The sequence below is a fragment of the Streptomyces sp. NBC_01306 genome (genome assembly GCF_026340465.1).
Classification (GTDB): domain Bacteria; phylum Actinomycetota; class Actinomycetes; order Streptomycetales; family Streptomycetaceae; genus Streptomyces.
Window position 1 is genome coordinate 5021498 of sequence record NZ_JAPEPC010000001.1, and the last position, 26995, is coordinate 5048492.

Sequence of the window (26995 nt, forward strand, 5' to 3'; positions counted from 1 at the left end):
GGGCTGCCGCGATGAACACGCGGGCGGCGGTTCCGGTGCGCGTGGCAGACTGGCTGTCCGATGAACCTCGACTCCACCGACCTCGCGCTCGTCCACCTCCTCCAGGAGGACGGCCGCACGTCCTACGAGACGCTCGCCGCACGCGTCGGTCTCTCCCGCGCAGCCGCCCGGGCACGGGCGCTGCGGCTGACCGAGGACGGGATCCTGCGGATCGTCGGTGTCATCCACCCCGCGGTGCTCGGGCGCACGGTCAGTGCCCATGTCGCCATCGATGTCGTCGGGCCCGCCGACCCCGTCGCGCGGACCGTGGCCGGGCTCTCCGAAGCGGTCTTCGTGACGCTGACCGCAGGCCGGCGCCCGGTCATCGCGGAGCTGCGGACATCTGATTTCGACGCGCTGAGCGCCCTGGTGGCGGACGTCGCGCGGCTGCCCGGCGTACGGGGCGTCGACACGACCCCGTACACGCGCGTGCTCAAGGACCCCTATCTGCCGGTGACTTCGCCCGACGTGGTGAGCCTCGACGAGACGGACCACGCGATCCTGCGGGCGCTCCAGACCGACGGGCGCATGTCCTACGCCGAGTTGGCCGACCGGATCGCCATGTCGGCCGCCGCCGCGCGGGCCCGCTCGCTGCGCCTGCTGGATGCGGGCGTCTTCCGGGTCGCGGCCCTGGTGCGCCCGGGAACCCTCGGCATGGGCCACCTCGCGGGTTTCTCGATGCGCCGCTCCGGTGATGTGCACGGCGCGGCGGGGGTGGGCGGTCTGCTGGCAACCGAGCAGGTGCAGTTCGCCGCGGAGTGTGTGGGCCGCGCGGACGTCATCGGCACGGTGGGCGGCGAGACGCTCGCCGACGTGCTGGCTTCGCTGGAGAAACTGCGTGCGCTGGACGGCGTGCACGGTCTGGAGAGCTGGCTCCATCTGGAGCTCGTCAAGGAGCGCTACGACTCGCTGACGACGAGCTGACCGCGGCCCCTCTCCTTCTTCCCCTTCTTCTGCTTCTTTCTCCACCGCCTCTCATCTCTCTCCCCTCTTCCTTCCTCTTCCTTCCCGACGTTTCCCCTGCGCCCCGACCCGGCCGCACGCGGTTCGCTCGTACACGCTCTCCATCACAAGTGAAAAGTTCTTCATTCACCCCTCTGGATAATCTTTCGCTTGCGTCGTACTGTCGCAGTCAGCGGATCGCTCGCAGACGCTTGTCTCAGGCGTCGATTCGCTTCCCGTGGCGCTGGGTCGCCCGGCGCCTGCGAACCGCAGACGCCGACGCCCGACCCCGGCAGCAGCGCCCGCCCACCGGGAGACCGCGCACGCCCCTCCCCGTACTACCGGAGCACCCACATGGCCACCACGCCCGCAGCACACTCGGACCGCACCCTTCTCGTCACCGGCGGCACCGTCCACACCCTCACCCCGGCGGGCCGCGCCGAGGCCCTCGCGGTGCGCGGTGAGCGCATCGTGCACGCGGGCACGGCCGAGGAGTGCAGGGCCGCACTGGACGGCCGCGTGGACGAGCGGCTGGACCTCGGTGGACGCCAACTGATGCCCGGTTTCGTCGACGCGCACTGCCACCCGGTGATGTACGGACAGAACCTCGCCTGGGCCGACGTACGGCCCGAGACCGTCGCGGACATCGACGGGCTGGTCGCCGCGCTTCGCCGGCACGCGGAAGGGCTCCGGCCGGACGCCGCCCTGCGCGGCTTCGGCTACGAGCACCGCAGGCTGGCCGAGGGCCGCCACCCCACCTGCCAGGACCTCGACCGGGTCGCCACCGACCGCGAGGTCTACGTGATGAACGCGTCCGGCCACGGCGGTGTCGTGAACACCTACACCCTGCGCAAGTACGGCATCACCGCAGGCACCCCCGACCCGCTCGGCGGCCGCATCGGCCGTACGGCATCCGGCGAGCCCAACGGCGAGCTGTGGGACGGCGCCTGCGATCTGCTGACGGGACCCGACGGTGTGAAGATCACCAACCACGGCCCGAACTTCCACCTCGACGACCCGGCCGACGTCATGCGCGGCCATCTGCTGCGCGCCCAGCAGACCTTCCTCGCCGCCGGTGTCACCACCATCGGCGACGCCCAGGCGTCCCGCCGCGAACTCTCCACGTATCTGCGCGCCCGCGACGCAGGCGACCTGCGGATGCGCACCTCCGTCTATCTGACATCGGCGCTGCTCGACACCGCCCTCGACCTCGGTCTCGGCAGCGAGCTCGGCGACGACCAACTGCGGATCCAGGGCGTCAAGCTCTACGCGGACGGCACGCTGGGCGGCTGGACCGCGTACTTCCCCGAGGGCTACGCGGCCGACTGCTGCAACCACGGGCAGCTCTACCACGACCCCGCCGAGTACGCGGACCTGGTGCTGCGTGCCCACCGGGCCGGCTTCCAGACGGCGACCCACGCCCAGTCCCCGTACGCCATCGGCATGGTCCTGGACGCCGTCGAGAAGGCGCTCGCCGACACGCCCCGCACGGACGCCCGGCACCGTGTCGAGCACTGCGGGCTGCCCACCGACGCCGAGATCGCCCGGATGCGGGAGCTGGGTGTGCACGGCGTGCTCCAGCCCCAGCACCACCTCCGTACCGGCGACGGCACGCTCACCGCGATCGGCGAGATGGGCCACCGCTACAACCCGGCGGGCCTGCTCCAGTCGGCGGGCACGGAGTTCGCGTTCAGCTCGGACGCGCCCGTCGCGCCGCCCCGGCCGTTCGAGGCGGTCGCCGCCGCCGCGAGCCGGGAGACCGTGCTCGGCACCCGGCTCGGCACCCCGGAGATGCGGCTCGCCGTCGCGGACGGCATCCGCGCGCACACGCTCGGCGGAGCGCGGGCGCTGCACCGCGAGAACGAGGTGGGCAGCCTGCGGGCCGGAGCGTTCGCCGACTTCGTCATCACGGCCGCCGACCCGTACGCGACCGACGACCTCGCCCAGCTCGCCACAGCGGGCGTCGACGAGACCTGGATCGGCGCCCGCCAGGTCTGGTCCGCAACCGCCTGACCGGTCCGACCGGTCCGACCGGTCTGACCTGCCGGACATCCGTACGTCCGCCGATCCGAAGCCCACTGAACCCAGGCTGTTCACCGATTACGGCACACCGCGCCCGTCCGCACCGGCGGCCGCCACCGTGAAGGAGCACCACCGATGAGCACCACCGCACAGCCGGACCGGCCGGGGACCGGCACGGCCGAACGCGCCGGAGGCGGCCCCGCAGCGGGCGCGGTCGAACAGCACGGCTACGACTTCATCCCCGAGTCCGAGCGCTATATGACCCCGCGCCAACTGGGCTTCTTCTGGGCCGGGATCAACTCCTACCAGTTCTTCTTCGTGCTCGGCGCGGGCGCCATCGCCCTCGGCCTCTCCCTCGTCCAGGCCCTGGTCGCGGTGGTGGTGGGCAACGCGCTGTTCGGCCTCGTCGCCTACAGCTCGATCGCGGGCCCGCGCGCCGGACTGCCCGCGCTCACGCTGAGCCGGGCGCCGTTCGGCGTGTTCGGGAACCGCATCAACGCGCTGTTCACCTGGGCCATGTCCCTGGGCTTCAAGACGGTCAACGGTCTCCTCGGGGTCTTCGCCGTACTCGCCCTCTTCGACCGGCTCGGCTGGCACCACTCCGGCGCGCCCGGCAAGGTCCTGGCGACCCTGCTCGTGCTGGGTGTGGCCATCGTCATCGCGGTCACCGGGCACCGGCTGCTGGTGAAGGTCCAGCCGTACTTCGCCGTGGCGGTGGCCGTGGTCTTCGCGCTGCTGCTCTGCTACACCATCGGCGGGGTGAACTGGAACTGGCAGCCGCCGCACCCCGCGTCGGGCGGCCACTGGCTCGCGCTGATCGTCTCCGCCGCCGCGCTGATCGCGTCCGGTTCGCTGTCGTACCTGGTGGTCTCGCCGGACTACGCCCGCTACCTGCCCTCGGACACCCCGGTCCGCAAGGTCTTCCCGCGGGTGCTGGGCGGCGGCGCGGGAATGGCCGTCTACCTGGGCATCGCGGGCGTCCTGGTCGCGACCCGTACGGACCTCACCGACCCGGTGGCGGGCGTCCAGCCGCTGGTGCCCGGCTGGCTGTACGTCCTCTACATCGCCGCCTGCTTCCTGGGCTCGATCTCCAACAACGCCTCGGTGTTCTACTCGTCGGGCCTGGCCATCCAGGCCATCGGCATCCCGCTCAAGCGCTGGCTCGCCACGGCTCTGGACGCCACCCTGGCCCTCGCGGCGGTGCTGCTGATCCTCTTCGTGTACGACTTCGAGACCGCGCTGAACGAGTTCCTCTCCCTCGTCAACGTCTGGGCCGGTCCGTTCGCCGCCGTCTGGATCGTGGACGGCATCCTGCGCCGCTGGCACTACGACCACCACGACATCCACACCAGCGACCGCAGCAGCCGCTACTGGGGTGTCGGCGGTGTCAACGTCCAGGGCCTGATCGCACTCGCCTGCGGCATGGCCACCGGCCTGCTCACCATCAACTCGCCCCTTCTGCACAGCTGGCTGAGCGGCCGGCTGGGCGGCGCCGACCTCTCCTGGTTCCTGCCGATCGTGGTCTCGGGGGCGGCCTATCTGCTGCTGGCGGGGCGGCGGGTGCGCGGGGAGCGGGAGAAGGACGTGCAGGTGAGCCGCCCGTAACGGATGGCCGCAGACAGCGGTGGCGGTGACCGTGGCTCCGGCCCCGGGACGGCGGGCGACGCCCGGTGTCCCGGGGCTCACGCGTATCGGCGACGTAGCGGCAATGCACCGGCGAACGCATCGGCGACAAAGTATTTCGGTATCCGATGTAATCTTCTCCTGTGGGACGAACCCCGTCGACGGCTCCTGCCGTCGTGCTCGCGGGGACGCGGCCCCGGCACCCGGCGTGCGAGTGGAGGAGACGTGAGCAGGCGCATGGCGCTTTCCGGCGAACGGCACCCTTCGTGGAGGGACGTCCTCCTGCGGGAGCGTCCCCGACCGGAGCGGATCCGGCTGCGGCCCGGCGCATGGTGGCTCGCGGTGGGCACGGTGTGCTTCGGGGCCTTCATGGGGCAGCTGGATGCCAGCATCGTGACGTTGACGTACGGCAGTGTGCGTACGGAGTTCCACGCGTCGCTGGCGGCCGTCGAGTGGGTGTCCCTCGCGTACCTGCTCACGCTGGTGGCCCTGCTGGTTCCGATCGGCCGGCTGTCGGACGCGTACGGGCGCAAACTGTTCTATCTCTACGGCTTCGTGGTCTTCACCGCGGCCTCGGCGGCCTGCGGTCTCGCACCGTCACTGGCGACGCTGGTGGCCTTCCGGGTGGTACAGGCGGCGGGTGCGGCGATGATGCAGGCCAACAGCGTGGCGCTGGTGGCCACCAGCGCGCCGCGGGAGCGGATGCGGACCGCGCTGGGCGTGCAGGCTGCCGCCCAGGCACTCGGCCTCGCGCTGGGGCCGACGGTCGGGGGCGCCCTGGTGGCGACGCTCGGCTGGCGCTGGGTCTTCGGCATCAACGTGCCGATCGGGCTGTTCGCGCTGGTCGCCGGCCACTATCTGCTGCCGAGGACGCGCAGCAGGCAGCAGTCGGACGGCTTCGACTGGGCGGGCCTGGCGCTGCTGGTCGTGGCGACGACCAGCGGGCTGCTCGGGGTCTCGGCCGCGTCCGGACTGCCGGTACCCGGCTGGGGTGTCGCCGGGCTGTTCGTCCTGGCCGCCGGGGCCGGCTGGGCGTTCGCGGTGCGGCAGCGGGTGGCCGCCGTGCCGCTGCTCGACCTGGCGCTGCTGCGGGTGCGGGCGGTGTCGTCCGGGCTGATCGGCGCGCTCTGCGGCTATCTGGTGCTCTTCGGGCCCCTGGTGCTGGTCCCGATCGTGCTCACGGGCGGGGGCTCGTCGGAGCTGACGGCGGGTCTTGTGCTGACCGCGCTGCCGGTCGGCTTCGCAGTGGCCGCTACGGCTGCCGACAGGGCCCTGCCCGCGGCGCTGGGCGACCGGGGCCGCTGTGTCCTGGGCGCGCTGATCTGCGTGGCCGCTCTGGTGGCGATGGTCCTGGCGCCGCTGACTCCCGGGCCGCTGGTGCTGCTCCTCGCGGTGCTCGGACTGGGCCTGGGCATCTTCACCCCGGCCAACAACACGCTGATCATGGGGGCGATCCCGGCGCGTTCGTCGGGTACCGGCGGCGGACTGGTCAACATGGCCCGCGGCCTGGGCACGGCCCTGGGCGTCGCGCTGGTGACCCTGGCCCTGCATCTCGCCCCGCCGCACGGGGTGCCGGACGGCCCGCGCTGGGCCGTACTCGTCCTGCTCATGGCGGCGCTGGTGGCGGTGTACGCGGCACGTTCGGGGCCCCGGGCGGGGGCTCGGGCGGGAACTCGGTCGCGTACGTAGGTGTGGGTACGGCTGGTGGTGCGCGCGTCACTTGTCCGTCGGGTCACGGTCGGGAGGAGAAGCGCCCTGCGGGCCGTCGCCCGTGGAGCCGGGCCCGGCAGCTGAGCCGGAGCTGGAGCCGGAAGTGGTGTCCGTACTGACGTCAGTACCGGCGTCGGCGTCGGCGTCGGTATCGGTATCGGTATCGGTACTGACGTCGGCGGGACGGCGGGTGGCGATGAGGTACACCAGCGCTCCGGCGAACAGCGCAGCCGACACCCAGTCGTTCAGCCGCAGGCCCAGAAAGTGGTTGGCGTGATCGATCCGCAGGGCTTCGATCCAGGACCGCCCGGCGGTGTACGCCAGCACGTAGCACGCGAACAGCCGTCCCCTGCGCGGCCGGTAGCGCCGGTCGAGCCAGAGGAGCAGGGCCATCACGCCGAGATCCCACAGGGACTCGTAGAGAAAAGTCGGGTGGTAGAGAGCGACGGTCGGGCTGTCCGCGGGCCGGTGCGCGGGATCGATCAGCAGGGCCCAGGGCAGATGCGTGGGACCGCCGAAGAGCTCCTGGTTGAAGTAGTTCCCCCACCGGCCGATCGCCTGGGCCAGCACCAGGCCGGGAGCTGCGGCATCCGCGAAGTCCGCCAGCCTGATGCCCCGGCGCCTGCACCCCAGCCACGCGCCCACAGCGCCGAGGGCGACGGCGCCGGGGATACCGAGCCCGCCATCCCAGATGTACAGCGCCCGGATGGGCTGCTTGCCGGCGGCGAAGTACAGCTCGGGGTCGGTGATGACGTGGTAGAGCCGCCCGCCCAGCACACCGAACGGCACTGCCCACAGCGCGATGTCGGCGATGTGGTCGCGGTTGCCGCCGCGGGCCGCCCAGCGGCGGCCGGTCAGCCACACCCCGGCGAAGATCCCGGCGATGATGCACAGCGCGTACGCCCGGATCGGGAAGGGCCCGAGATGCCAGACACCCTGGGAAGGGCTCGGAATGTACGCCAGGTTCATCGGCGGGACCGCTCTCGACGTGAGGTTGCCGACCGGGGCCGGAGGAACCCGAACGAGATTACATCGGACCCCGAACCTTTCGCCTGTGACCCCTGCGGCTCCTGCGGCTCCTGTGACCCACGAGCCCGCGCCCCTGTGCCCCTGAGCGTGTGACCCCCGACCCTGTGGCCTCCGTGCTGGAGGTCAGTAAAGTTCGCGTATGCCGCCCCAGCCCCGATCCGGGACCCGTAAGCCGCCGAAGGACCACACGTCCGACGCGCGACTGCTCACCGAGGCCGTCACGCGCCTGCGCCGTTCCTTGCGGGCGTCGATCCGCACCGACTACCCGTGGGAGACCCTGCCCATGGCCCAGGTCGAACTGCTCCAGGTCCTCGCGGAACACTCCCCGGCCCGCATCAGCGACCTGGCCACCCGCCAGCATCTGGCGGCCAGCACGGTATCGGGCCTGATCGGGCAGATGATCACGGCGGGTCTGGTGACCCGCGATGTCGACTCAGCCGACCGGCGGGCCTCCGTCGTCGTTCTCACCGACGCGGGCCGCGCCCAGCTCACCGCCTGGGCCCAGGCCCATGAACGCCGCCTGGGTGCCGCTCTCGCCGCCCTGGGCGACGCGGACCGCGACACGGTCCGGGCGGCACTGCCCGCCCTGCTCCGTATCGCGGAACACCTGGACGACACCGGGGACTGACCGGGCGCCCTTGAAAGCGGGCTCAGTTGGAGTTCGCGCTCTTGGCGGGACGGCCGTCGATGTAGGCCGTGACCCGGTAGAGGTAGCCGCCAGGGGTGAGGTAGAGCGTGTGATTGGTCGCCCCGCGAGGGTCCCCGGGAGGCACGTCCACCCAGCCGATGAGGACGGATCGGGGGATCGGCACCCTGACCTCGGCGAGCTCCGCTATCACCTTGGGGTCGAGTGCCACGGGGCGCAGTTCGAGCAGCCCCCCGCTGTTCCACAGTTCGCCGGACTCCGTCTGCGAACACGTCGCCGTTGCGCTGCTCATGACTTCTCCTGTCGATCAGTCGAATCCGTGCTGTGACATTAAGTGCACTCAGCGTGAGCAGTCCGTCAGGAGGGCTGGAATGGCTCATTCCCTGTGCTGACGTGGCGCTTCACGATGGTTCCTGCTCGTAGGCCTTCCGGCACGGTGTGTGCCGATGGGTTCCACCCTGCCGGAGGCATCCTGAAGCTGACCTGAAGCATCCTGAAGCCGCCTTCAGGTTCGGCCTGTTGGTTACGCGGGCGCGGCTGCCGGTGGTGGGGCGGAGTGGGGCTTCCTCGCCGACGCGGGCCGCCCCCAGCTCGCGGCGTGCGGTCGATCTCCGCAGATCCCGCGCCTCCCGGTTCGGGGCCGCCCGGGGTCCTTACGCCGTCACTACGTCGTTCTCGCTACGTTCCCCAGACCTGAAAAAAGGCCCTCCCGGTGGGAGGGCCCGGCCGCAGTGCGGCGAGAGTGCCCCCGGCAGGACTCGAACCTGCGGCCAAGCGCTTAGAAGGCGCCTGCTCTATCCACTGAGCTACGGGGGCCGGATCGTGGCCTCGGCGGCCTGGAGCCCCGGTTGTACGGGTGCGTGACCTTGCCAGGGACCAGGATAGGGCTCCATTCACCTGCTCCCCGTTGCTTCACCTCCGTGGCACGATGTGGAGGTTCAGTGAAGCGAACTGATAATCGCAGGCGGGTGCGGATCGCGCACCGCTTTTGGCTCCTCGGATCCCGGGTGTTGTGCAGTCGTTATGCCTGCGTCCCACTCGTCCCGAGTGGTCCGGGTGTCCGAACGGCCCTGATCGCCCCCTATTGGCGCGCACAAGTGGCTATACGCTTCAAAAAGCCAATGAAATTGGGCATTCTTCGCATGTGGTGACCTTGGATGTACGGCCTCAGCTGATCGACGCACTCTCCGCCCTGCGTGACCGAGTCGCCGCCGTGCGCCTTCCGCTCCCGTTGCCAGGCGCACCGCGCGCCTGCCGGACGCGGACCGAATTGCTCGCGCAGCTCGACGACTACCTGGTGCCCCGGCTCAGAGCTCCGGAAGCACCCCTGCTCGCCGTGATCGGCGGGTCGACCGGTGCGGGGAAGTCCACGCTCGTCAATTCGCTGGTCGGACGCCGGGTCAGCGAGGCCGGAGTGCTGCGGCCCACCACACGGACACCGGTCCTGGTCTGCCACCCCGACGACCACCACTGGTTCTCGGGGCTGCGCGTGCTGCCGCGCCTCACCCGCGTATGGCTTCCGCAGCAGGACGACACCGGCGACGACGGGCCCCCGGAGCCGCACGCGGCCACCAGCGGTGCGCTGCGGGTCGAAGTGGCGGCGAACCTGCCGCGCGGGCTCGCCCTGCTCGACGCCCCCGACATCGACTCGCTCGTCGCGGGCAACCGGGCGCTGGCCGCCGAGTTGATCTGCGCCGCCGACGTGTGGGTCATGGTGACCACCGCGTCCCGGTACGCGGACGCCGTGCCCTGGCATCTGCTGCGTACCGCGAAGGAGTACAACGCGACACTCGTCACCGTCCTCGACCGGGTGCCCCACCAGGTCGTCGGAGAGGTGTCACGGCAGTACGGCGCGCTGCTCACCCGGGCCGGGCTCGGGGACGCGCCGCGCTTCACGATCCCCGAACTGCCCGAGTCGGCGGGCGGCGGCAGCGGACTGCTGCCCACCACCGCCGTGGCACCGCTGCGCGCATGGCTGACCCAGCACGCGCAGGACCCGGCGGCCCGGCAGCAGTCGCTCGACCGCACGGCGACCGGCGTGATCGATTCGCTGGGTGCGCGGATGCCCGAACTGGCTGCCGCCGTCGCCATGCAGTACTCCGCAGCGGTACGGCTCACCGGCACCGTCGAGGAGGCGTACGAGGGTGAGGGCAAGCGCGTACGAGCACGGCTCAAGGCGGGCGCCGTGCTGGCCGGAGACGCCAGGACCCGGTGGCGCGGCTATCCGTTGGACAGTTCGTCGGGCGAACTGCTCGACGCGCTCTCGGAGAGCCTGGCGGTACTGCTCCAGTGCGCGGTGGCCGCCGCAGACGAACGGGTCCGCGAGAGCTGGGGGCGCGAGCCCGCGGCGGCCGGTCTTGAGACGGAGGCGGCGGAGGCCGGCGAGAGGGTCGGCCTCGCCGTACGGCGCTGGCGGCGGGTCCTGGAGGAGCTGGCCGAGGAAGAGGTGGGCGGGCTGGAGCGCTCGGCCGCGCCGGAACCCGAGGCGGTCGCCGCGCTGCTGGCCGCCGCGCTGCTGGGCGGGCGCCGGACGCGCAAGGCGGGGGAGCGGCTGGCCGAACGGATCGGCGCGCAGAGGGCGCTGAGGCTGCGCGACAAGGGCGCCGAGCTGGTCAGCACGTACATCGACGACGTGCTCGGCGCGGAGCGTGACCGCCGGCTCGCACCGCTGGACGCCCTCGATGTGGGCCCCGAGTCGCAGGCCGAACTGATCGCCGCGCTGTCCGTACTGCAGAAGGAGAAGTGCCCGCGATGACCGAGGTGACCGAGACGACACACGTGACCGGGGTGACCGGAGCGGCGGAGGTGGATGTGGTGGCGGACGGGGCTGAGGCCAGCACATCGGCAGTCGGTACGCATGTGGCTGGTGTGGCTGGTGGGGTTGAGAGGGCCGCTGGGGGCGCTGGGGCTGCTGGGGTGTGTGCGGCTTCTGCTGCGCCGGGTTCGGATGCGTGGCCCGAGCGGCCGGGGGCCCGGGAGAGCCAAGGGCCGGAGGGGGCGCGGGAGCCGTACGCAGTTCCCGCTCCTGGGGTCTCCGGCGCGGCGCAGGGGGCGGCCCCGGCGATGGCGTCCAGCGACTCGGAAACAGCCTCCGATGCGGATTCCGGCGCGGCCTCGGGGACCGCCCTGGATACCGCCGCCGGTCCGTTCGGTCTGCCGGGTCCATCTGATCCGTCTGATCCGTCTGATCCGTCTGATTCATCCGGTCCGTCCGATCAGTCGGATCGGTCCGGGGCCTCCGAGCTGTCAGGGCTGTCAGGGCTGTCTGAGCTTTCAGGGCCCTCAGGGGCAGCCGGTCAGGCCAAAATGCCCGGGCAGGCCGGTCACCGATGGGACGACGGGTTCATCGCCCGACGCGCCGCCGACCGCGGCGACAGCGCGCCGGGCAGCGCGCGCGAACTCAATCTGGGCCCCCTGCCCGAGTCGTACGAGGACTTCCCGCGTTCCATGTCGTACGGCGCCGAACTGCGCGCCCGGCTGGACGCCTTGCGGGAACTGGTCGGTCTCTCCCGTACGCGCCTCGACGGCCCGACGCTGGCCGAGGCCGGACGGGTGCTGGACGAGGCGTCGGCCCGGCAGCGGCTCTCCTCGCAGCACACCGTCGTCGCCATCGCGGGCGCGACCGGCAGCGGCAAGTCGACCCTCTTCAACGCCCTTGCCGGGGTGGCGATCTCCGAGACCGGGGTGCGCAGGCCCACCACCTCCGCGCCCCTCGCCTGCAGTTGGACCGACGGCGCCGCCGGACTGCTCGACCGGCTCGCCATCCCGGGGCGGCTGCGCCGCAGGCCCTGGATGAGTGCGGGACCCGGCGACGAGCTGCACGGGCTGGTCCTCATCGACCTGCCGGACCACGACTCGGCCGTGACCGCGCACCGCGACCAGGTGGACCGCGCGATGGAACTGGTCGACGCGGTGATCTGGGTGGTCGACCCGGAGAAGTACGCGGACGCCGCACTCCACGACCGCTATCTCAAGCCGCTCGCGGGCCACGCCGAGATCACCTTCGTGGTGCTCAACCAGATCGACCGGCTGCCGGGCGAGGCCGCCGACCAGGTGCTCGACGACCTGCGGAGGCTGCTCGACGAGGACGGCATGGCACTGGGCGAGCACGGCGAGCCGGGGGCGACGGTGCTCGCGCTGTCCGCGCTCACCGGTGAAGGGGTGGGTGAACTGCGGGAGCTGATCGGCCGGTTCGTCCGCGAACGGGGCGCCCCGGCGCGGCGGCTGTCCGCCGATGTGGACGCGGCGGCGGACGAACTGCGGTCGGTCTACGTGGCCGAGGGCCACGCCGGGCTCGGAGAGCTGTCGCGTGAGGAGTTCGGTGACCGGCTCGGCAACGCGGTCGGCGCCCTGGCCGCGGGCGAGGCCGCGGAGCGCGAGTGGAGCCGGAACGCGATGAAGGCGTGCGGCACGCCGTGGCTGCGGCTCTGGCGCTGGTACGAGTCCACACGTGTGCCCGGCGGCCCGGAACCGGTGCCGGCGGAGCCCGGCCCGGAGCCCGCGGGCACCGAGGCGACTGCCCGGCAGGAGGTGGAGCAGGCTGTGCGTACGGTCGCCGACGAGGCGGCCGACGGGCTTCCCGCGCCCTGGGCGCAGGCGGTGCGCGAGGCCGCCGCACGCGGAGCCGAAGGGCTGCCCGAGGCCCTGGACGAGCTGGCGGTGACCACCGTCGCGCAGGAGCCGGGGGGCCGCTCGGGGCGGCCCGCATGGTGGCCGGCGGCTGTGCTGGCCCAGGTGATGACGACCGTGCACCAGATTCTGGGTGTGCTCTGGCTGCTGGGGGTGGTGGTGGGCGTACTCGATGTCGCCCCGCTGACGCCCGTCCTGGTGATGCTGGCCGGAACCGTGGGCGGCCCGCTCGTGGAGTGGGCGTGCGGGATGGCCGTACGGGGGCCCGCGCACCGGTACGGGCAGGAGGCGGAGCGCAGGCTGCGGGAGGCGGCCGCCGCGTGCGGCAGGGCAAAGGTGCTCGATCCGGTCGCGGCCGAGCTGGTGCGCTACCGAGAGGTGCGGGAGCAGTACGTGACGGTGAACGGGTTGTCCACAACCGGCAAGTAGTCCACAGGCGCAAGCGGAACCTGCTTCGCCGGGCCAGCATGGGAACCGGATCAGCAACCGGATCGGTAGCCGGATCAGCAACCGGATCGGTAGCCGGTGGCAGCCGGGTGCATCCGGCGGGGTTGTCACGGGGCGGCCCCGCAGACCATGGCGGGACGGGGGAAGGAAGGGCTCATGAACGACACCTTGGTGACATTGGTGGGAAATGTGGCGACGCAGCCTGAATACCGGGATTCGGTGACCGGGGGAATGGCGCGATTTCGCTTCGCGGTCACCGCACGCCGCTGGGACCGGCAGAAACAGGTCTGGACCGACGGGCCGACCAGCTTCTACACCGTGTGGTCCTGGCGGTCGCTGGCCGCGAATCTGGCCGGATCCGTGTCCCTGGGCGAACCACTCGTCGTGCACGGCAGGTTGAAGGTGCGCGAAGAGGACAAGGACGGACAGCGCAGATTCTCGGCGGACATCGAGGCGCTGGCCGTGGGGCACGACATGACGCGCGGGACCAGCGCGTTCAAGCGTGTGGCCAGGGCCGACGCGGCTCTGACGGAGCGCCCCAAGGACCTGGTGGCCTGAGCGGGGCCGGTGTGGCGCCGAGGCGCCACCGGCCCCTGGGGGGCGGCGATTTGTCGATATGGTCGGGTCGCGGAGGGGATTCAGGGTAACGATTCTGATTCGGAATGGTTATCAGACGCCTTGTGTGGAGACTGTGTTGCTCCTGCGTCCTTAGGATTCCCAGATACTCACGGGGCATTTGAGTCTGCCGGCGAGGAACTTCCCCCACGCGCGCCATGAGGCGCATCGCGCGAAGAGTCCTTGCCCGAAGGGGAATTCTGTGTTTTCTGCGGTTTCTGTGTTTTCTGCGTTTTCTGTGGGGTCTGGTTCTCGCATACGGCGGCTGGGCACCTTCCGGCTGGCCGCCGCGGCCCTGACTGCGGGTCTGGTCGCCGGTGGTGCGATGGCAACTGCCGCGCCTGCTTTTGCCGATGACGCTCCCACCAACTCTTCCGGCGTCACCGCCACCCTGGACAACCCCGGGGTGTCGGTCGGGGACAAGGTCGTGATCGACGGTGCCGACGAGACGGCCGGGCTCTTCGAGCTCAAGGTCGACGGCGGCGGGTCCATCAAGACGTACTGCATCGACCTGCACAACCACACTCAGGCCAACACCTCCTACCGCGAGGTCACTTGGGCCGAGTCCTCGCTCGCGCACAACAACGACGCGGGCAAGATCCGCTGGATCCTTGAGCACTCCTTCCCGCAGGTGACGCCCGCGTCCCTCGGTGCGAACCTCAATGTGACGCTGACCGACGCCACAGCCGCCGCCGCGACCCAGGCCGCGATCTGGCACTTCTCGGACCACGTCGACGCGGTCCCGAAGGACGCGGCCGGCCGGAAGCTGACCGAATACCTGGAGAAGACCGCGGCCAACGTCGCCGAGCCGGCCGCGTCGCTGTCGCTCGGCCCCGCCGACGTGGCGGGCCACCCCGGTGAGTCGCTCGGCCCGGTGACGGTCTCCACCAACGCCGCCAAGGCCGAGGTCTCCCTCGCCCCGGACGCGCCGCAGGGTGTCACCGTCGTCGGCAAGGACGGCAAGCCCGTCACCAGCGCGGTCAACGGCACGCAGCTGTTCTTCAAGGTCCCGGCCGGCACGCAGCCCGGCTCGGCCAAGCTGAACGTCACCGCGCAGACCGCGGTGCCGATCGGCCGTGCCTTTGTCAGCGACTCCAAGAGTCAGACGCAGATCCTCGCGGGCACCAGCACCGCTTCGGTCAGCGCGGTCGCCTCGGCCAACTGGGCCAGCAAGGGCCCCGTCCCGGCCCTCTCCGCCACGAAGGACTGCGCCAAGGGCGGCGTGGACGTCACCGCCAGCAACAAGGGCGATGAGGCGTTCACCTTCGAGCTGGCGGGCCAGAAGCACACAATCGAGGCCGGCAAGTCGCAGACGGTGACCGTGCCGGTCGCCGAGGACCAGGCCTACGACTTCACGATCAAGGGCCCGAACGGCTTCGAGAAGCGCTTCCAGGGCGTCCTCGACTGCAAGACGGCCGGCAGCACGCCCACCCACAGTGGCACGCCTTCCCCGGTGCCCAGCGCGGCCTCGGCCGGCGGCAGCACCTCGGGCACCCATGGCGGTGGCCTGGCCGAGACCGGCAGCTCCAGCTCCACCCCGGTGATCGCCGGTATCGCGATCGCCCTCGTGGTGCTCGGTGGCGGCGCGGTCTTCATGCTCCGCAGGAAGAACGGCACCGCGGGTCAGTGACCCCCGGACCGGTCACCGGAGAGCGGTACTCCGGTGACCGGACCGTGAGCGGCCCGACCGCGAGCGGTGAAGTGAGTGCATGAGTGGCCACCGGACAGGGTCGGCCACAGCGGTACAGCGGCTCCGGTGCGCCTCGGCGTACCGGAGCCGTCTGCGTACGGTCTGCGTACCGTCGGCGGCCGGCGGGGGCGGCACATGGGGATCGGGCAGTCGGCGGGGCAGCGCATGGGGGATGCAGTCCTCGGCCCTCGGCGTCCGTCGTCCGCACCCCGGGACGCCGCCGCATCGCGTGAAGTCCGCTCGGCATACTGCCTTCGCCAGATCACCGCGATACGCAGGAGGAGTTATGGCCGGCACTTTCAAGACCGTCATCGACGTGGGCTCGGACCATCTCGACCAGGCCCGAGCCATCGACCGCGTGTTCCAGGAGGCGATCGCCCCGGCGACCGTCAACTTCGACTTCGACAACATCAGGGAGGCCGCCGCCGCCATACCCGACGGCGCCATCGTCAAGATGGTCCGCGGCTGGGGCCTCCAGGAGCACGCCGAGATAGGGGTGATCGTGCTCTCCCTGAAGGAGGCCGTGCGCCAGGCCCTGCCGGATGCGCTCGCCGACGCTGCCTTCTGGGACACGATCGAGGAGGAGCTGGTGCGCGCCTTCACCGGGCTGGCCGCACAGGAAGGCGAGTCCGGGCTCTCGTACTACGAGGAAGGCATGGACCGCACCAGCTTCTACCGGGACCTGTTCTTCGCCCTCCAGGACGAGCAGACCGGGGCAGGGGTGTACGCCGTTGCCTTCTGCGTGGATGCGACCATCGGCCTGGACAAGGCTCGTGTCGGTGCCCTGAAGATCTCGGATGTCGCCCCGTTCGCGGTTCGGCTCAACGCGATCGTGGTACGTCAGGAACTGCAGCCGGTTGCCTGACTGCCTTCTTCCCGACTGCCTTCCTGGCGGGCAGTGGTCCCGCCCTTCTGACGGGCAGTAGTCCCGTCCGTCCGGCCCGCCGTCCCGGGCCGGCTGGTCCGCCGGCGCTGCTCGCCGGCGTATTCGGCGCATTCGGCGCCCCGTGAACCTTCACGATGAACTTTCACGATGACCTTTCGCGCTGGGCTCAGACCCCGGCAGTTCTCCCACGAATTCGGCCGCATCCGGCCCGATGGCCCCGACGGCCTGCCGGACCGCTACGGCTTCTTCGGTGTCGGCTCCGGTAGGGCCGGTAGGGCCGGTAGGGCCGGTAGGGCCGAGAGGGTCTGGAGAGCTCGGACGAACGCGTGACGATCCGCGGCCGGCAGCAGCGCCAGGAACTCCTCCTCACGCCGCTGGATGGCCGATTGCGTGGCATCGCGCAGCTGTTGCCCCTCGGCGGTGAGCGACAGCAGTCGTGCCCGCCGGTCGCGGGGGTCCGGCCGGCGGTGGATCAGCCCACGGGTCTCCAGACCGTCGAGGACGCCGATGATGCGGGTCTTGTCCGCCCCGATCGACTCGGCCAGCGCGCTCTGGGTGCGAATCGGTTCTTCGTCGAGCTGCAGCAGTACCGTATAGGCCCACATGGTCAGGCCGTGCGCGTCGAGAATCGGCTGTTCCGCGGCCACCATGGCGCGGCCCAACGGCACGACCATCGCCGCCAGATCGGGGCGGCTCGGCCGCTCTCCGGACGGGGTGCCGTGGTCGGCAGCGTTCTCGGCTGCACTCCCGGCTGCCTTCTTGGCTTCGTTCTCGGCCATGCACAAGAAAATACGCCTTGACAGATCATGTGCACACGCAGATCGTAAGCGTATGCCTACTAAATTCGGAAACTGGGAAAGCCTCAGGAAGCTCCATGTGCGGGCAGTGCGGGACAGCGTGTCGTTGGTGGACCGGGCGTCTTCCGGGGATCTGGCCCGGTCCACGCCCTGCTCGGAGTGGTCGCTGGCTGATCTGCTCGTCCACATGACGGCCCAGCACCGAGGGTTCGCGGCAGCAGCGCTCGGGCGCGGCCAGGACCGGGCGAACTGGTCGCACCACCCGCTTGGCGAAGACTTCGCGGCGGACTACCGCCACGCCTCGGAGGAGGTCATCGCGGCCTTCGCGGCCGTGGACCGGCCCGACCGCGCGTGTGTGCTCCCTGACGTCACGGAAGCGGGTACGTTCCCCGCAGTCCAGGTGCTCGGCTTCCATCTCATCGACTACGTCGTCCACGGCTGGGACGTCGCCCGGACACTGGACCTGCCGTTCCGCCCAGGCCCCGACGTGCTGCGAGCCGCGCTCCCGATCGCCGAGGCCGTGCCGCAGGGCGACCACCGCCTCGCCCCCGGCAGCGCCTTCCGTCCGGCACTGGCCACGGGAGGCGATGCGAGCACACTGGACCGGATTCTGACGGCGCTGGGCCGTTCCCCGGCCTGGGATGCCACCTCGCCACGGTCACGCTGACGCCCCCGGACCCGCTGACGTCCCCGGATCTGCTGATGTCCCCCCCCGGACCCGCTGACGTACACGGCCCCTGCCACGGGCCTCACAGTGAAATCCCAGGTCAGAGCCGACCGGTGATACGGGTTTCCGCCCAGCGGTGGCCGTCAGGCAAGATGGGGTGTATCTGCCCACACATCTAATGCCGGACGGTTTCTCTTGGCTGAGTTCATCTACACCATGCGCAAGACGCGCAAGGCGCACGGCGACAAGGTGATTCTCGACGACGTCACCCTGAACTTCCTGCCCGGCGCGAAGATCGGTGTCGTGGGCCCCAACGGTGCCGGTAAGTCCACGGTTCTGAAGATCATGGCGGGCCTTGAGCAGCCCTCCAACGGCGAGGCGTACATCTCGCCCGGATTCAGCGTCGGCATCCTCATGCAGGAGCCGGAGCTGGACGAGTCGAAGACCGTCCTGGAGAACGTGCAGGACGGCGCCGCCGAGATCATGGGCAAGCTCAAGCGCTTCAACGAGGTCGCGGAGCTGATGGCGACCGACTACACCGACGCGCTCATGGACGAGATGGGCAAGCTCCAGGAGGACCTGGACCACGCCAACGCCTGGGACCTCGACGCCCAGTTGGAGCAGGCCATGGACGCCCTGGGCTGCCCGCCCGGCGACTGGCCCGTGGTGAACCTCTCCGGCGGTGAGAAGCGCCGCGTCGCGCTCTGCAAGCTGCTGATCGAGGCGCCCGACCTGCTTCTCCTCGACGAGCCCACCAACCACCTGGACGCCGAGTCGGTGAACTGGCTGGAGCAGCACCTCTCGAAGTACCCGGGTGCCGTGGTGGCCGTTACTCACGACCGGTACTTCCTGAACAACGTCGCCGAGTGGATCCTTGAGCTCGACCGCGGCCGCGCGCTGCCCTACGAGGGCAACTACTCCACGTACCTCGACAAGAAGGCCGCCCGCCTCAAGGTCGAGGGCCGCAAGGACGAGAAGCGTGCCAAGCGGCTCAGGGAAGAGCTGGAGTGGGTCCGCTCCAACGCCAAGGGCCGCCAGACCAAGTCCAAGGCCCGCCTCGCCCGTTACGAGGAGATGGCTGCCGAGGCGGACAAGATGCGGAAGCTGGACTTCGAGGAGATCCAGATCCCGCCGGGCCCGCGGCTCGGTTCCATCGTCGTCGAGGTCGAGAACCTCTCGAAGGCCTTCGGCGACAAGGTCCTCATCGACGACCTGTCCTTCACACTGCCGCGCAACGGCATCGTCGGTGTCATCGGCCCCAACGGCGCAGGCAAGACCACGCTGTTCAAGATGATCCAGGGCCTGGAGACGCCGGACAACGGCGCCATCAAGGTCGGCGACACGGTCAAGATCTCCTACGTCGACCAGAGTCGCGCCAACATCGACCCCAAGAAGACCCTCTGGGCGGTCGTGTCGGACGAGCTGGACTACATCAACGTCGGCCAGGTCGAGATGCCTTCGCGGGCGTACGTCTCCGCGTTCGGCTTCAAGGGCCCGGACCAGCAGAAGCCGGCCGGTGTCCTCTCCGGTGGTGAGCGCAACCGCCTCAACCTGGCGCTGACGCTCAAGGAGGGCGGCAACCTGCTGCTCCTCGACGAGCCCACCAACGACCTGGACGTCGAGACGCTCTCCTCGCTGGAGAACGCGCTGCTCGAATTCCCCGGTGCGGCCGTGGTCATCTCCCACGACCGCTGGTTCCTCGACCGCGTCGCCACGCACATCCTGGCGTACGAGGGCGACTCCCGGTGGTACTGGTTCGAGGGCAACTTCGAGTCGTACGAGAAGAACAAGATCGAGCGCCTCGGTGCCGATGCGGCCCGCCCGCACCGTGCCACGTACAAGAAGCTGACGCGAGGCTGACCGTGCGGCACATCTACTCCTGCCCCCTGCGCTGGTCGGACATGGACGCCTTCGGGCACGTCAACAACGTGGTCTTCCTGCGGTATCTGGAAGAGGCGCGGATCGACTTCATGTTCCGGCTGGCGCCGGGGGACGGCTCGCCGTCGTTCTCCGGCGGGTCCGTCGTGGCCCGGCACGAGATCGACTACGTGCGCCCGCTGGTGCACCGGCACGCGCCGGTCACCGTCGAGTCCTGGGTGACGAAGATCAGCGCCGCGTCGCTGACCATCGCCTACGAGGTGAAGGACGAGGACCAGGTGTACGTACGGGCCTCGACGGTCGTCGTCCCGTACGACCTGGAGGCGCAGCGGCCGCGGCGGATCACCGCCGAGGAGAAGTCCTTCCTCCAGGAGTATCTGGACCAGCCGGGAGTACTCGCCGCATGACGGGGCTCCCGGTCCGGCCGGCCTTCGCCGACGCCGGGGAGGCGGCCGATCTCGCCGCCTTCCTGGCCCGGCTGATCCACTACGACCGCGCGGCGGCGGTGCGGTTGCAGGCACGCGCCGACGGCGGTACGGAACAGAGCCTGGCCGTCTTCGGGCGGCCGCCCTCGTTCGAGGTGCTGGCCGTCCGGTCGGCGCGGCTGGCCGCCCCGGTCGAACTGGACATCACCGTCTCCGCGGGTGAACTGCTCGAATCCATCGACGAGCAGGGCGCCACTGCCACCGTCCCCGCTGCTGTCACCGGCCCGCCTTGGGCCGGTCTGCTGCCGCCCCGCAGCGGCTGGCGGCAGCTGCCGGGGCTGCCGTCGCCCGATGCGCTGCACTCCGCGGTCGCGGCTGTCGTCGCCGAATTCCGGGCACGTACCGAGGAGTTGCCGGCCGACCGGCGCACCCGTGCCGAACTCGACCGGATCGGGCGGGAGATCTGGTCCCGGCCGGTCGGCGACACCGCCCTCCCGGTCCGCGCGGCACACGCCGCCCAGTCGCTCGGCTTCCTGCGCCCGGTCCGGGTGACCGTCCCCGACCTTTCCGACGGCACCGGAGCCGGCCACCCCGGCCCGTACACGCTGCTCGGCGCCGGCTCCTGGCTCCGGCTGCGCACCCCGTACGGCTCGACCGTCGTTCGTGCGGCATCCGCATTGGGCGGGCTGAGCGTCACCCCCGCCTAGGGGCTTTTCGTTACGGACAGGCCCTGGGTGTGGCTCCCGCGGCGCCCGAGGGATGAGACCACGTCAGCCGTCGGTGTTCACCATGGACGCCGCCGCGTAGGTCAGGTACTTCCAGAGCTGCTGCTCGTGCTCCTCGGTCAGACCCAGTTCGTCGACCGCCGCCCGCATGTGCTTCAGCCAGGCGTCATGGGCGGCACGGTCCACCTGGAAAGGGGAGTGCCGCATCCGCAGCCGGGGGTGGCCGCGGTTGTCGCTGTAGGTGCGGGGGCCGCCCCAGTACTGCATCAGGAAGAGGGCGAGCCGCTCCTCGGCGGGGCCGAGGTCCTCCTCCGGATACATCGGCCGCAGCAGGGGATCTCCCGCGACGCCCTGGTAGAAGTGGTGGACCAGTCGCCGGAAGGTCTCCTCGCCGCCGACCTGCTCGTAGAAGGTCTGCTCCTGAAGCGTGCCGCGCGGGATCTCTGTCACCCCTCCATGGTCGCAGACGGGGCGGCGGAGGTCTGCGGTCCTAGGACTCTTTCCGTCAGAGGCCGTGGAGCAGCCATCGACGGCCATCAGCGGGCGTCAGCGACCGGGCTCCGTCGACGCGCCCCGTAAAGCGCTGGTGATCCGGCCACGCGTCGGGCCGGAAGCGGGCCGGAAGCCCCCTTGTCACCGCTGTCACACGTTCTTCATCCTCTGTGCATGGTCCGCCGACCGGACCCCGCACGATGATGGCAGCACCTCGGGGAGAGGCCACCGCCCGTCCCGAAGGGCTCTCGGAATCAGCACGCCCAGGCCGGACCGGTCTGCCGCCGACGACTCCGCTTCGCGGACACCTCCTCCGCCACTGCCTTCCGCGCGCCCTGCCGGGGTCAGCTGCCGTCGGGGCCGACCGAATGGAGTCACCCGTGCCCTTGACCCGTTGGCGCTCCCGCTGGCGTTCCCGCGCGAGACGCTCCGGCGTCCGGCGTCTCGCGCCCCCCATCGCTCTGCTCGCCGCAGCCCTGCTGGTGGCCGGTCTCGGGGCACCGGCCGCGGCAGGCACCGTGGCAGGTACCGCAGCCCCGGGGGCTCCCTACACACCCGTACCTCCGGCCAACCCGTACGCGGGGCCGCCCGGGACCGCCACGATGCATGGCGACACCGGATCCTCCGACACCACCCCGCTCGCCGGTCCCGGGGCCGGAGAGCTCTCCAGCAAGCGGAACGGGCTGCTGTCCGCCTGCCCCACCGTCCTGGTCGGATCCGACGGCTACCCCGTGGCGCTGTGCACACCGATCCTGGGCCAGGTGCCCACCGTCCATCTCCTCGATCCGCACACCGGCGCCTCCCTCACCTCGCTCAGACTCACCAAGGGCTCATTGCTCGGCGGTGTGTACGCCTACATCGACCACTGGAACCGGCTCGTCGTCGTCGACGGCAGCCGCTCGCTGCTGCGCATCGGCCACCACCGTGACGCCGCCGGCGCATGGCGGCTGACCATCGACAAGAGCCTCTCGCTCGCCTCGGCCGTGCCCGCGGACGACGCCGTCACCGGGCTCTCGCCGGACTGGCAGGGGCGCGTCTGGTTCGCCACCGGTGACGGTGTGGTCGGCACTGCGGACGACACCACCGCGACCGTGCGGTCCATGAAGCTCCCCGCCGGCGAGCGGATCGCCAACAGCATCTCGACCGCGCCGCAGGGCACCGCCGTGACCAGCACCCACGCCACCTACCTGCTCACCGCAGCCGCCGACGGCACCCCGCGGGTCGCCTGGCGCCAGGCGTACGACCGGGGGCAGGCGCGCAAGCCCGGCATGCTGAGCTGGGGCAGCGGCTCCACCCCCACCTTCTTCGGGCCCACCGACGGTACGGACTACGTGACGATCGTCGACAACGCGGACTCATCGGTGGCCCTGAAGGTCTACCGCACGTCGACCGGCGAGAGCATCTGCTCGGTCCCCGTGCTGCTCGCTTCCCACGGGCCCGGCAGCGAGAACTCCCCGATCGGGGCGGGCCGGAGCGTCTTCGTCGCGGGCACCTACGGCTACCCCTACCCCGCCGTGCCCGAAGGCGCGGGCGACAGCGTGCCCGCCTCCGCACCCTTCGCCGGCGGACTCAGCCGGGTGGACGTCCGGCCCGACGGCTCGGGCTGCGACCTGGTCTGGGACAACACGGTGCGCTCGGCAGCCGTACCGAAACTCTCCACAGCGGACGGGAGACTGCACACGGTGCTGCGCGACCCGGTCATTCCCGGTACCACGGGGACCAGCCTGCTCGACCCCTACCGGTACGCGGAGATCGACCCGTCCACCGGAAGGATCCTCCGCAGCAAGCTGGTGGGTATCGGCGCCCTGTACGACACCCTGCAAATGGCCGGCACCGTGGCTCCGGACGGCGCCTATCTGCAGGGCACCGTCACCGGCATCCTCCGGATCACCGCGGGCTGAGGACCGTGTCCGCCGTCCCGGGGCGGCGGACACGGGCCGGACGTGGGCCGGAACGTGGGCCATTGTCCGGTCGGCCGTGTCGCGTTCGCCCCGGGACGACGGACGCAGCAGAGTGGAGATATGGGTGCAGACCAGGCATTGCGGGCGGCGCTGGTGCGGGAGATCGCGGAGAGCGGCGCACTGGCGGATCCGGCCTGGCGTGACGCGTTCGCCGAGGTGCCGAGGCATCTCTTTGTGCCCTACTACTTCGTGGACGGGGTGGGGCGGCGTGCGCGGCTGTGGGGCGAGGACCCGGACCTCGTGCGGCGCAGGCGCTGGCTGGAGGGCGTCTACACCGACCAGCCGCTGGCCACCCGGATCCGGGACGGCGAGCTGATCTCGTCCAGCAGCCAGCCGTCGCTGATGGCGCGGATGCTGGATGGTCTCGGACTGCGGGACGGTGACGCCGTACTGGAGATCGGGGCGGGCAGCGGGTACAACGCGGCCCTGCTGGCCCACCGGCTGGGCGACTCCCTGGTCACGACCGTCGACATCGACCCGGAGATCACCGAGTCGGCGCGCAGCCATCTGTCGGCCGCCGGTTACGCCCCCGCCGTCGTCACCGGGGACGGCGCGCTGGGCTGCCCCGCGCGGGCGCCCTTCGACGCGATCATCGTGACGTGTGCGCTCCCCTCCGTACCGCGGGCCTGGCTCGCGCAGTGCCGGCCGGGGGCGCGGATCCTCGCCCCGCTCGCGACCGGGCTGATCGTGCTGCGGGTGCGGGACGAGCGACATGCGCAGGGGCGGTTCCTGGAGACGCCCGCCTACTTCGTACCGCTGCGTGGTGCGGAGGGGGCCGAACCGGTGCTGCGCAGCGGCGGGCTGCCGCCCAGCGTGCTGAACGACGCCCTGTTCCGCTTCGTGCTCACCCTGACGAGTGGCAGCCTCGATCCGGTCGATGCGTACTCCCTGTGGGAGCGCGAGGGGCGTCCGCAGCGGGAACGGTTCGGGGTGACGGTGAGCGGGGAGCACGAGTGGGCCTGGCTGGACGACCCCGAAGGGCCGTACGCATGGCCGCTCGTTCCCCCGGCTCACCGTCCGGTGGCTACTGCCCCCGGTGGATCCTGATGGTCGTCCAGGCGCCGACGTGCACCCGGTCGCCCTCTTCGAGCGGGATCGGCACGTAGGGCTGGATCGGGTCCTCGCCGCCGTTGACGGTGGTGCCGTTGGTCGAGTTCTGGTCGACCACCGCCCAGGATCCGTCGGGCTGCTGGACCAGGACCGCGTGCTGGTGCGACACCCCCGGGTCCTCGGGCGGCACCGACAGGTCGATGTCGGGTGACTCGCCCGTGGAGTGTCTGCGGCGGCCGATGGTGATCTGGTTCCCGGTGAGCGGAAGGCGCTGCTCGGGGGAGTAGGCAGGCAGATTGAGCCCGGTGGCCTCGGGGCCGCTGCGCTGCATCATCGCCATGAAGTACTCACGGTCGGGGCCGATCGTGGCCGACCAGCCCGCCGGGGCCTGGGCCTGGGCCTCCGGGGCCTGCTGACCGGGCTGACCCGGGTGACTCGGCCGGCCGGGCGCCTGCTGGCCTGGTCCCTGCTGCTGGTGGTGCGGCTGCGGGGGCTGGGACTGAGGCGGTTGGGACTGGGGCGGCTGGGACTGCTGCGGAGGCTGGGAATGGGGCGGCTGAAACTGCTGCGGCGGCTGGTGCTGCGGGGGCGCCTGCCGGCCGGGGCCCTGCTGGCCCGGTCCTTGCCCGCCCGGTCCTTGTGGCTGTCCGGAGTCGGGCCGGCCCGGTCCCTGCGGCTGGGCCTGGGACGGCGGCGGGAGCAGCCAGTCGTCCGCGTTCGGCTGCTCGGCAGGCTGCGGGGCCTGCGGGGCTCTCGGCGGCTGCGCGAACGAGGGCGGCGGCGGAGCGGACTGCTGCTGGTACGCCGGGGGCGGCGGCGGAGGCGGCGGGACCGGCCGGCCGCTCGGGGAGTTCGACAGCGGCTCGGCGGGACGGTTGATCTGCGAGGGCCGAGAGCTCTGGTAGTCGAACGCGTCCGGCGGCCTGGGCGGCTGCTGCTGGGACTGGAGTCCCGGAGGCAGATTCGGGGCCACCGGCGTGTACGAGGTCGCGGTGTTGGTGAGGAAGTTCCAGCGGCACTCCTCGCAGAACGGCGCCCCGGCCTCGCGCGGTGTACGGCACTGCGGGCAGATCTCCGCCTGGGCGGTGGCCTCCGGCGGGTAGCCGTAACCGGCCGCCGGGTTGCGGCCCGGCGGGGGCTGCTGGGGCGCGCCGCCGCCTGCGTACGGCGGGGGCGGCGGGGGAGGCGGCGGCACGGCGCCCATGCGATGGCCGCAGACCTCGCACCAGTCGTCGGATCCCGACTGGTGTCCGTTCGGGCAGGTCGGCATGGAGTCGTTTCCCCCTCTCCTCATCCGGCCCGAAGGCCGCAAAACGTCACTTCTGCTGCTTATGGTGCTTTTTCTATTACTTCTTGACGCGAACTGTCTTGGTGGAGCGGGTTTCGAGGGTCATCTCGTCCGCCTCCGCCACCTTTGCCTTCAGTCGCACAGTACCGGTCGCTTCGTCGACGACGTCCACCACCTTCGCGAGCAGTTTCGCAGTGTCCGCGTTCCCCGACGCCGCCGCAAGCTGGACAGCGCGGCCGAGCTTCGCCGTCGCTCCGTCCAGATTGCCCGACTTGCGGGCATCCAGGCCTTGTTGGATGACCTGTGCCAGTTCGGCCTGGCCCGTGTAGTGCGCGACCTGCGGGTTGATCGAGGTCGAGGCGGTCATGTCGTCCGTCCACACCGCGCGCACCAGGCCCTGTGAAAGCGTCTGCGGCGCACCCCCCGAGGGGTCGGGCAGGACGAGCGAGACCCGGGCGGCGAGCATCTCCTGTCCGATACCCGCCTGCGGTACCTGGACGCACACGTGGTAGTCGCGCGACTCGTCCCCCCACGAGCCGGTCGGGTAGTCCCCTGCGCGTGGGCCGACTTCGGTACGACGATCCGTCAACTGCTCGACGCTTGGCGCCACTTGCTTGACGTACTTGATCTCCACGCCGACCGGCGTCCAGAGCCGCAGCGCGACGTCGGCGACCTCCTTGCCCATCGCGTTCTCCATCATCTGGGTGAAGTCCGCTGAAAGACCTGAGGGGTCGGCCACGATGTCGGCCGTGCCGAGCAGCGCCGACGCGATACCGGTGACCTCCTTGACCTCCCAGTCCGTACCGACCCCGCGCGCGTCACAGGTGAACCGGCCCGCCGCGGCATCCAGCGAAGCCCGCAGATCCTCCGGCGCCTCATGTTCGTTGCGGCCGTCGGTCAGCAGGATGCCGTGCCGGATCTGCGGTACGCCGCCGCCCGCCTCGTCCGCGGTGTTGAGCAGCCGGTCGGCGAGGCGCAGCCAGGTGCCGATCGCCGTACCCCCGCCGGCGCTCAGCTTGCGCAGCGCCTCCCTGGCCTGGGCGCGCGTCGCCGGGTCGGCGATGGCGAGCCGGCCGTTGCCCGGGTAGATGTCCTTCGCCACATGGGTGCCCGCCACCACGGAGAACGCGGTGCCGTCCCGCAGTGCGCCGATCGCCGCCGCCGTCGCCTCCCGTGCGTTGCGCATCTTCGTCGGCGGGTAGTCCATCGAACCCGAGCAGTCCACCATGATCACCACTGCGGCAGCCGGCGCCTGTCCCGGCAGCGGTGCAGGTCCGGAGCTCGCACCGGTGAGTGCGGAGCCGCTGGTTCCGCCCCCGGTCGAGGTGACCGTGACGATCGCGTTCACCTCGCGCCCGCCCTCCGGCAGGAACTCGTTCTGGTACACGTCGACGGAGAATTGCGGCACGTTGGACTTGGAGAAGTTGGCCATCT

General features: G+C 71.0%; 22 protein-coding genes and 1 tRNA gene. 16 read left to right on the forward strand and 7 right to left on the reverse strand.

Going from position 1 to position 26995, the window contains the following annotated elements; all coding sequences use genetic code 11:
- Positions 1-60: 60 nt before the first annotated feature.
- The 4 genes from OG385_RS22110 to OG385_RS22125 all read left to right on the forward strand — a co-directional run bounded on the left by OG385_RS22110 (position 61) and on the right by OG385_RS22125 (position 6315).
- A complete protein-coding gene (locus OG385_RS22110) occupies positions 61-963 on the forward strand; it encodes an Lrp/AsnC family transcriptional regulator (RefSeq protein WP_266856924.1) in 903 nt (300 codons plus the stop codon).
- Positions 964-1335: 372 nt separating this feature from the next.
- Positions 1336-2994, forward strand: coding sequence for an amidohydrolase (locus OG385_RS22115; protein WP_266856926.1), 1659 nt, complete (start codon positions 1336-1338; stop codon positions 2992-2994).
- Between the two features lie 144 nt (positions 2995-3138).
- A complete protein-coding gene (locus OG385_RS22120; protein ID WP_266856928.1) occupies positions 3139-4608 on the forward strand; it encodes a cytosine permease in 1470 nt (489 codons plus the stop codon).
- Positions 4609-4863: 255 nt separating this feature from the next.
- Positions 4864-6315 carry an MFS transporter gene (locus OG385_RS22125; protein ID WP_323183943.1) on the forward strand — a complete coding sequence of 484 codons (1452 nt, stop codon included), beginning with the start codon at positions 4864-4866 and terminating at the stop codon, positions 6313-6315.
- 27 nt (positions 6316-6342) lie between these two features.
- Here the strand turns inward: OG385_RS22125 and lgt are convergent, their stop codons facing one another.
- Positions 6343-7305 (reverse strand): prolipoprotein diacylglyceryl transferase, encoded by a 963-nt coding sequence (gene lgt / locus OG385_RS22130; protein ID WP_266856931.1) that lies wholly within the window; start codon positions 7303-7305, stop codon positions 6343-6345.
- A 199-nt stretch (positions 7306-7504) separates the two neighbouring features.
- Here lgt and OG385_RS22135 point away from each other — a divergent pair, with 199 nt between their 5' ends.
- Positions 7505-7993 carry a MarR family winged helix-turn-helix transcriptional regulator gene (locus OG385_RS22135; protein WP_266856932.1) on the forward strand — a complete coding sequence of 163 codons (489 nt, stop codon included), beginning with the start codon at positions 7505-7507 and terminating at the stop codon, positions 7991-7993.
- Positions 7994-8015: 22 nt separating this feature from the next.
- On the opposite strand, the gene OG385_RS22140 is transcribed toward OG385_RS22135, so the two are convergent.
- Positions 8016-8303: a hypothetical protein gene (locus OG385_RS22140; RefSeq protein ID WP_266856933.1), complete on the reverse strand. Its 288-nt coding sequence runs from the start codon at positions 8301-8303 to the stop codon at positions 8016-8018.
- 451 nt (positions 8304-8754) lie between these two features.
- Positions 8755-8827: transfer RNA gene (locus OG385_RS22145), tRNA-Arg, on the reverse strand.
- A gap of 337 nt (positions 8828-9164) precedes the next feature.
- Between OG385_RS22145 and OG385_RS22150 the strand changes: the two genes are divergently transcribed.
- The 5 genes from OG385_RS22150 to OG385_RS22170 all read left to right on the forward strand — a co-directional run bounded on the left by OG385_RS22150 (position 9165) and on the right by OG385_RS22170 (position 16257).
- Positions 9165-10766: a dynamin family protein gene (locus tag OG385_RS22150; RefSeq protein WP_266861069.1), complete on the forward strand. Its 1602-nt coding sequence runs from the start codon at positions 9165-9167 to the stop codon at positions 10764-10766.
- 551 nt (positions 10767-11317) lie between these two features.
- Positions 11318-13069, forward strand: coding sequence for a GTPase (locus tag OG385_RS22155; protein WP_266856935.1), 1752 nt, complete (start codon positions 11318-11320; stop codon positions 13067-13069).
- 174 nt (positions 13070-13243) lie between these two features.
- On the forward strand, positions 13244-13645 hold the full coding sequence (locus tag OG385_RS22160) for a single-stranded DNA-binding protein (RefSeq protein WP_266856937.1): 402 nt from the start codon (positions 13244-13246) through the stop codon (positions 13643-13645).
- A 382-nt stretch (positions 13646-14027) separates the two neighbouring features.
- The gene (locus OG385_RS22165; protein WP_266856938.1) at positions 14028-15332 is read left to right on the forward strand and encodes a Cys-Gln thioester bond-forming surface protein; all 1305 of its coding nucleotides are present in this window, start codon (positions 14028-14030) and stop codon (positions 15330-15332) included.
- A 346-nt stretch (positions 15333-15678) separates the two neighbouring features.
- On the forward strand, positions 15679-16257 hold the full coding sequence (locus OG385_RS22170) for a Type-2Aa cytolytic delta-endotoxin (protein WP_266856939.1): 579 nt from the start codon (positions 15679-15681) through the stop codon (positions 16255-16257).
- Between the two features lie 257 nt (positions 16258-16514).
- Here OG385_RS22170 and OG385_RS22175 read toward each other — a convergent pair whose 3' ends face one another.
- Positions 16515-17057 carry a MarR family winged helix-turn-helix transcriptional regulator gene (locus tag OG385_RS22175; protein WP_266856941.1) on the reverse strand — a complete coding sequence of 181 codons (543 nt, stop codon included), beginning with the start codon at positions 17055-17057 and terminating at the stop codon, positions 16515-16517.
- A 52-nt stretch (positions 17058-17109) separates the two neighbouring features.
- On the opposite strand from OG385_RS22175, the gene OG385_RS22180 reads away from it, so the two are divergent.
- From OG385_RS22180 to OG385_RS22195, 4 genes are all read left to right on the forward strand, one after another.
- Positions 17110-17742, forward strand: a complete 633-nt coding sequence (locus tag OG385_RS22180) for a TIGR03086 family metal-binding protein (RefSeq protein WP_266856942.1) — start codon at positions 17110-17112, stop codon at positions 17740-17742.
- A gap of 195 nt (positions 17743-17937) precedes the next feature.
- Positions 17938-19602 carry an energy-dependent translational throttle protein EttA gene (ettA, locus tag OG385_RS22185; protein ID WP_266856944.1) on the forward strand — a complete coding sequence of 555 codons (1665 nt, stop codon included), beginning with the start codon at positions 17938-17940 and terminating at the stop codon, positions 19600-19602.
- Between the two features lie 2 nt (positions 19603-19604).
- Entirely contained in the window at positions 19605-20027 is a 423-nt protein-coding gene (locus OG385_RS22190; protein ID WP_266856946.1) for a thioesterase family protein, read from the forward strand.
- Positions 20024-20752, forward strand: coding sequence for a hypothetical protein (locus tag OG385_RS22195; RefSeq protein WP_266856948.1), 729 nt, complete (start codon positions 20024-20026; stop codon positions 20750-20752). Before OG385_RS22190 ends, OG385_RS22195 begins: the two co-directional genes overlap by 4 nt.
- A gap of 63 nt (positions 20753-20815) precedes the next feature.
- Here the strand turns inward: OG385_RS22195 and OG385_RS22200 are convergent, their stop codons facing one another.
- Complete coding sequence (locus tag OG385_RS22200) at positions 20816-21220, reverse strand: globin (RefSeq protein WP_266856949.1); 405 nt, start codon at positions 21218-21220, stop codon at positions 20816-20818.
- 560 nt (positions 21221-21780) lie between these two features.
- Between OG385_RS22200 and OG385_RS22205 the strand changes: the two genes are divergently transcribed.
- Positions 21781-23163 (forward strand): hypothetical protein, encoded by a 1383-nt coding sequence (locus tag OG385_RS22205; protein WP_266861070.1) that lies wholly within the window; start codon positions 21781-21783, stop codon positions 23161-23163.
- A 120-nt stretch (positions 23164-23283) separates the two neighbouring features.
- Entirely contained in the window at positions 23284-24270 is a 987-nt protein-coding gene (locus OG385_RS22210; protein WP_266856950.1) for a methyltransferase domain-containing protein, read from the forward strand.
- Here OG385_RS22210 and OG385_RS22215 read toward each other — a convergent pair.
- Together OG385_RS22215 and OG385_RS22220 are read right to left on the reverse strand one after the other, a co-directional pair.
- Positions 24248-25543: an FHA domain-containing protein gene (locus tag OG385_RS22215; RefSeq protein ID WP_266856952.1), complete on the reverse strand. Its 1296-nt coding sequence runs from the start codon at positions 25541-25543 to the stop codon at positions 24248-24250. The genes OG385_RS22210 and OG385_RS22215 overlap by 23 nt on opposite strands.
- 76 nt (positions 25544-25619) lie before the next feature.
- Positions 25620-26993, reverse strand: coding sequence for a VWA domain-containing protein (locus OG385_RS22220; RefSeq protein ID WP_266856954.1), 1374 nt, complete (start codon positions 26991-26993; stop codon positions 25620-25622).
- Positions 26994-26995 lie beyond the last annotated feature (2 nt).

Coding starts and splice junctions, on each gene's coding strand:
- OG385_RS22110 (WP_266856924.1), top strand. CDS start 61: ATGAACCTCGACTCCACCGACCTCGCGCTCGTCCACCTCCTCCAGGAG.
- OG385_RS22115 (WP_266856926.1), top strand. CDS start 1,336: ATGGCCACCACGCCCGCAGCACACTCGGACCGCACCCTTCTCGTCACC.
- OG385_RS22120 (WP_266856928.1), top strand. CDS start 3,139: ATGAGCACCACCGCACAGCCGGACCGGCCGGGGACCGGCACGGCCGAA.
- OG385_RS22125 (WP_323183943.1), top strand. CDS start 4,864: ATGGCGCTTTCCGGCGAACGGCACCCTTCGTGGAGGGACGTCCTCCTG.
- lgt (WP_266856931.1), bottom strand. CDS start 7,305: ATGAACCTGGCGTACATTCCGAGCCCTTCCCAGGGTGTCTGGCATCTC.
- OG385_RS22135 (WP_266856932.1), top strand. CDS start 7,505: ATGCCGCCCCAGCCCCGATCCGGGACCCGTAAGCCGCCGAAGGACCAC.
- OG385_RS22140 (WP_266856933.1), bottom strand. CDS start 8,303: ATGAGCAGCGCAACGGCGACGTGTTCGCAGACGGAGTCCGGCGAACTG.
- OG385_RS22155 (WP_266856935.1), top strand. CDS start 11,318: ATGCCCGGGCAGGCCGGTCACCGATGGGACGACGGGTTCATCGCCCGA.
- OG385_RS22160 (WP_266856937.1), top strand. CDS start 13,244: ATGAACGACACCTTGGTGACATTGGTGGGAAATGTGGCGACGCAGCCT.
- OG385_RS22165 (WP_266856938.1), top strand. CDS start 14,028: ATGGCAACTGCCGCGCCTGCTTTTGCCGATGACGCTCCCACCAACTCT.
- OG385_RS22170 (WP_266856939.1), top strand. CDS start 15,679: ATGGCCGGCACTTTCAAGACCGTCATCGACGTGGGCTCGGACCATCTC.
- OG385_RS22175 (WP_266856941.1), bottom strand. CDS start 17,057: ATGGCCGAGAACGAAGCCAAGAAGGCAGCCGGGAGTGCAGCCGAGAAC.
- OG385_RS22180 (WP_266856942.1), top strand. CDS start 17,110: ATGCCTACTAAATTCGGAAACTGGGAAAGCCTCAGGAAGCTCCATGTG.
- OG385_RS22195 (WP_266856948.1), top strand. CDS start 20,024: ATGACGGGGCTCCCGGTCCGGCCGGCCTTCGCCGACGCCGGGGAGGCG.
- OG385_RS22210 (WP_266856950.1), top strand. CDS start 23,284: ATGGGTGCAGACCAGGCATTGCGGGCGGCGCTGGTGCGGGAGATCGCG.
- OG385_RS22215 (WP_266856952.1), bottom strand. CDS start 25,543: ATGCCGACCTGCCCGAACGGACACCAGTCGGGATCCGACGACTGGTGC.
- OG385_RS22220 (WP_266856954.1), bottom strand. CDS start 26,993: ATGGCCAACTTCTCCAAGTCCAACGTGCCGCAATTCTCCGTCGACGTG.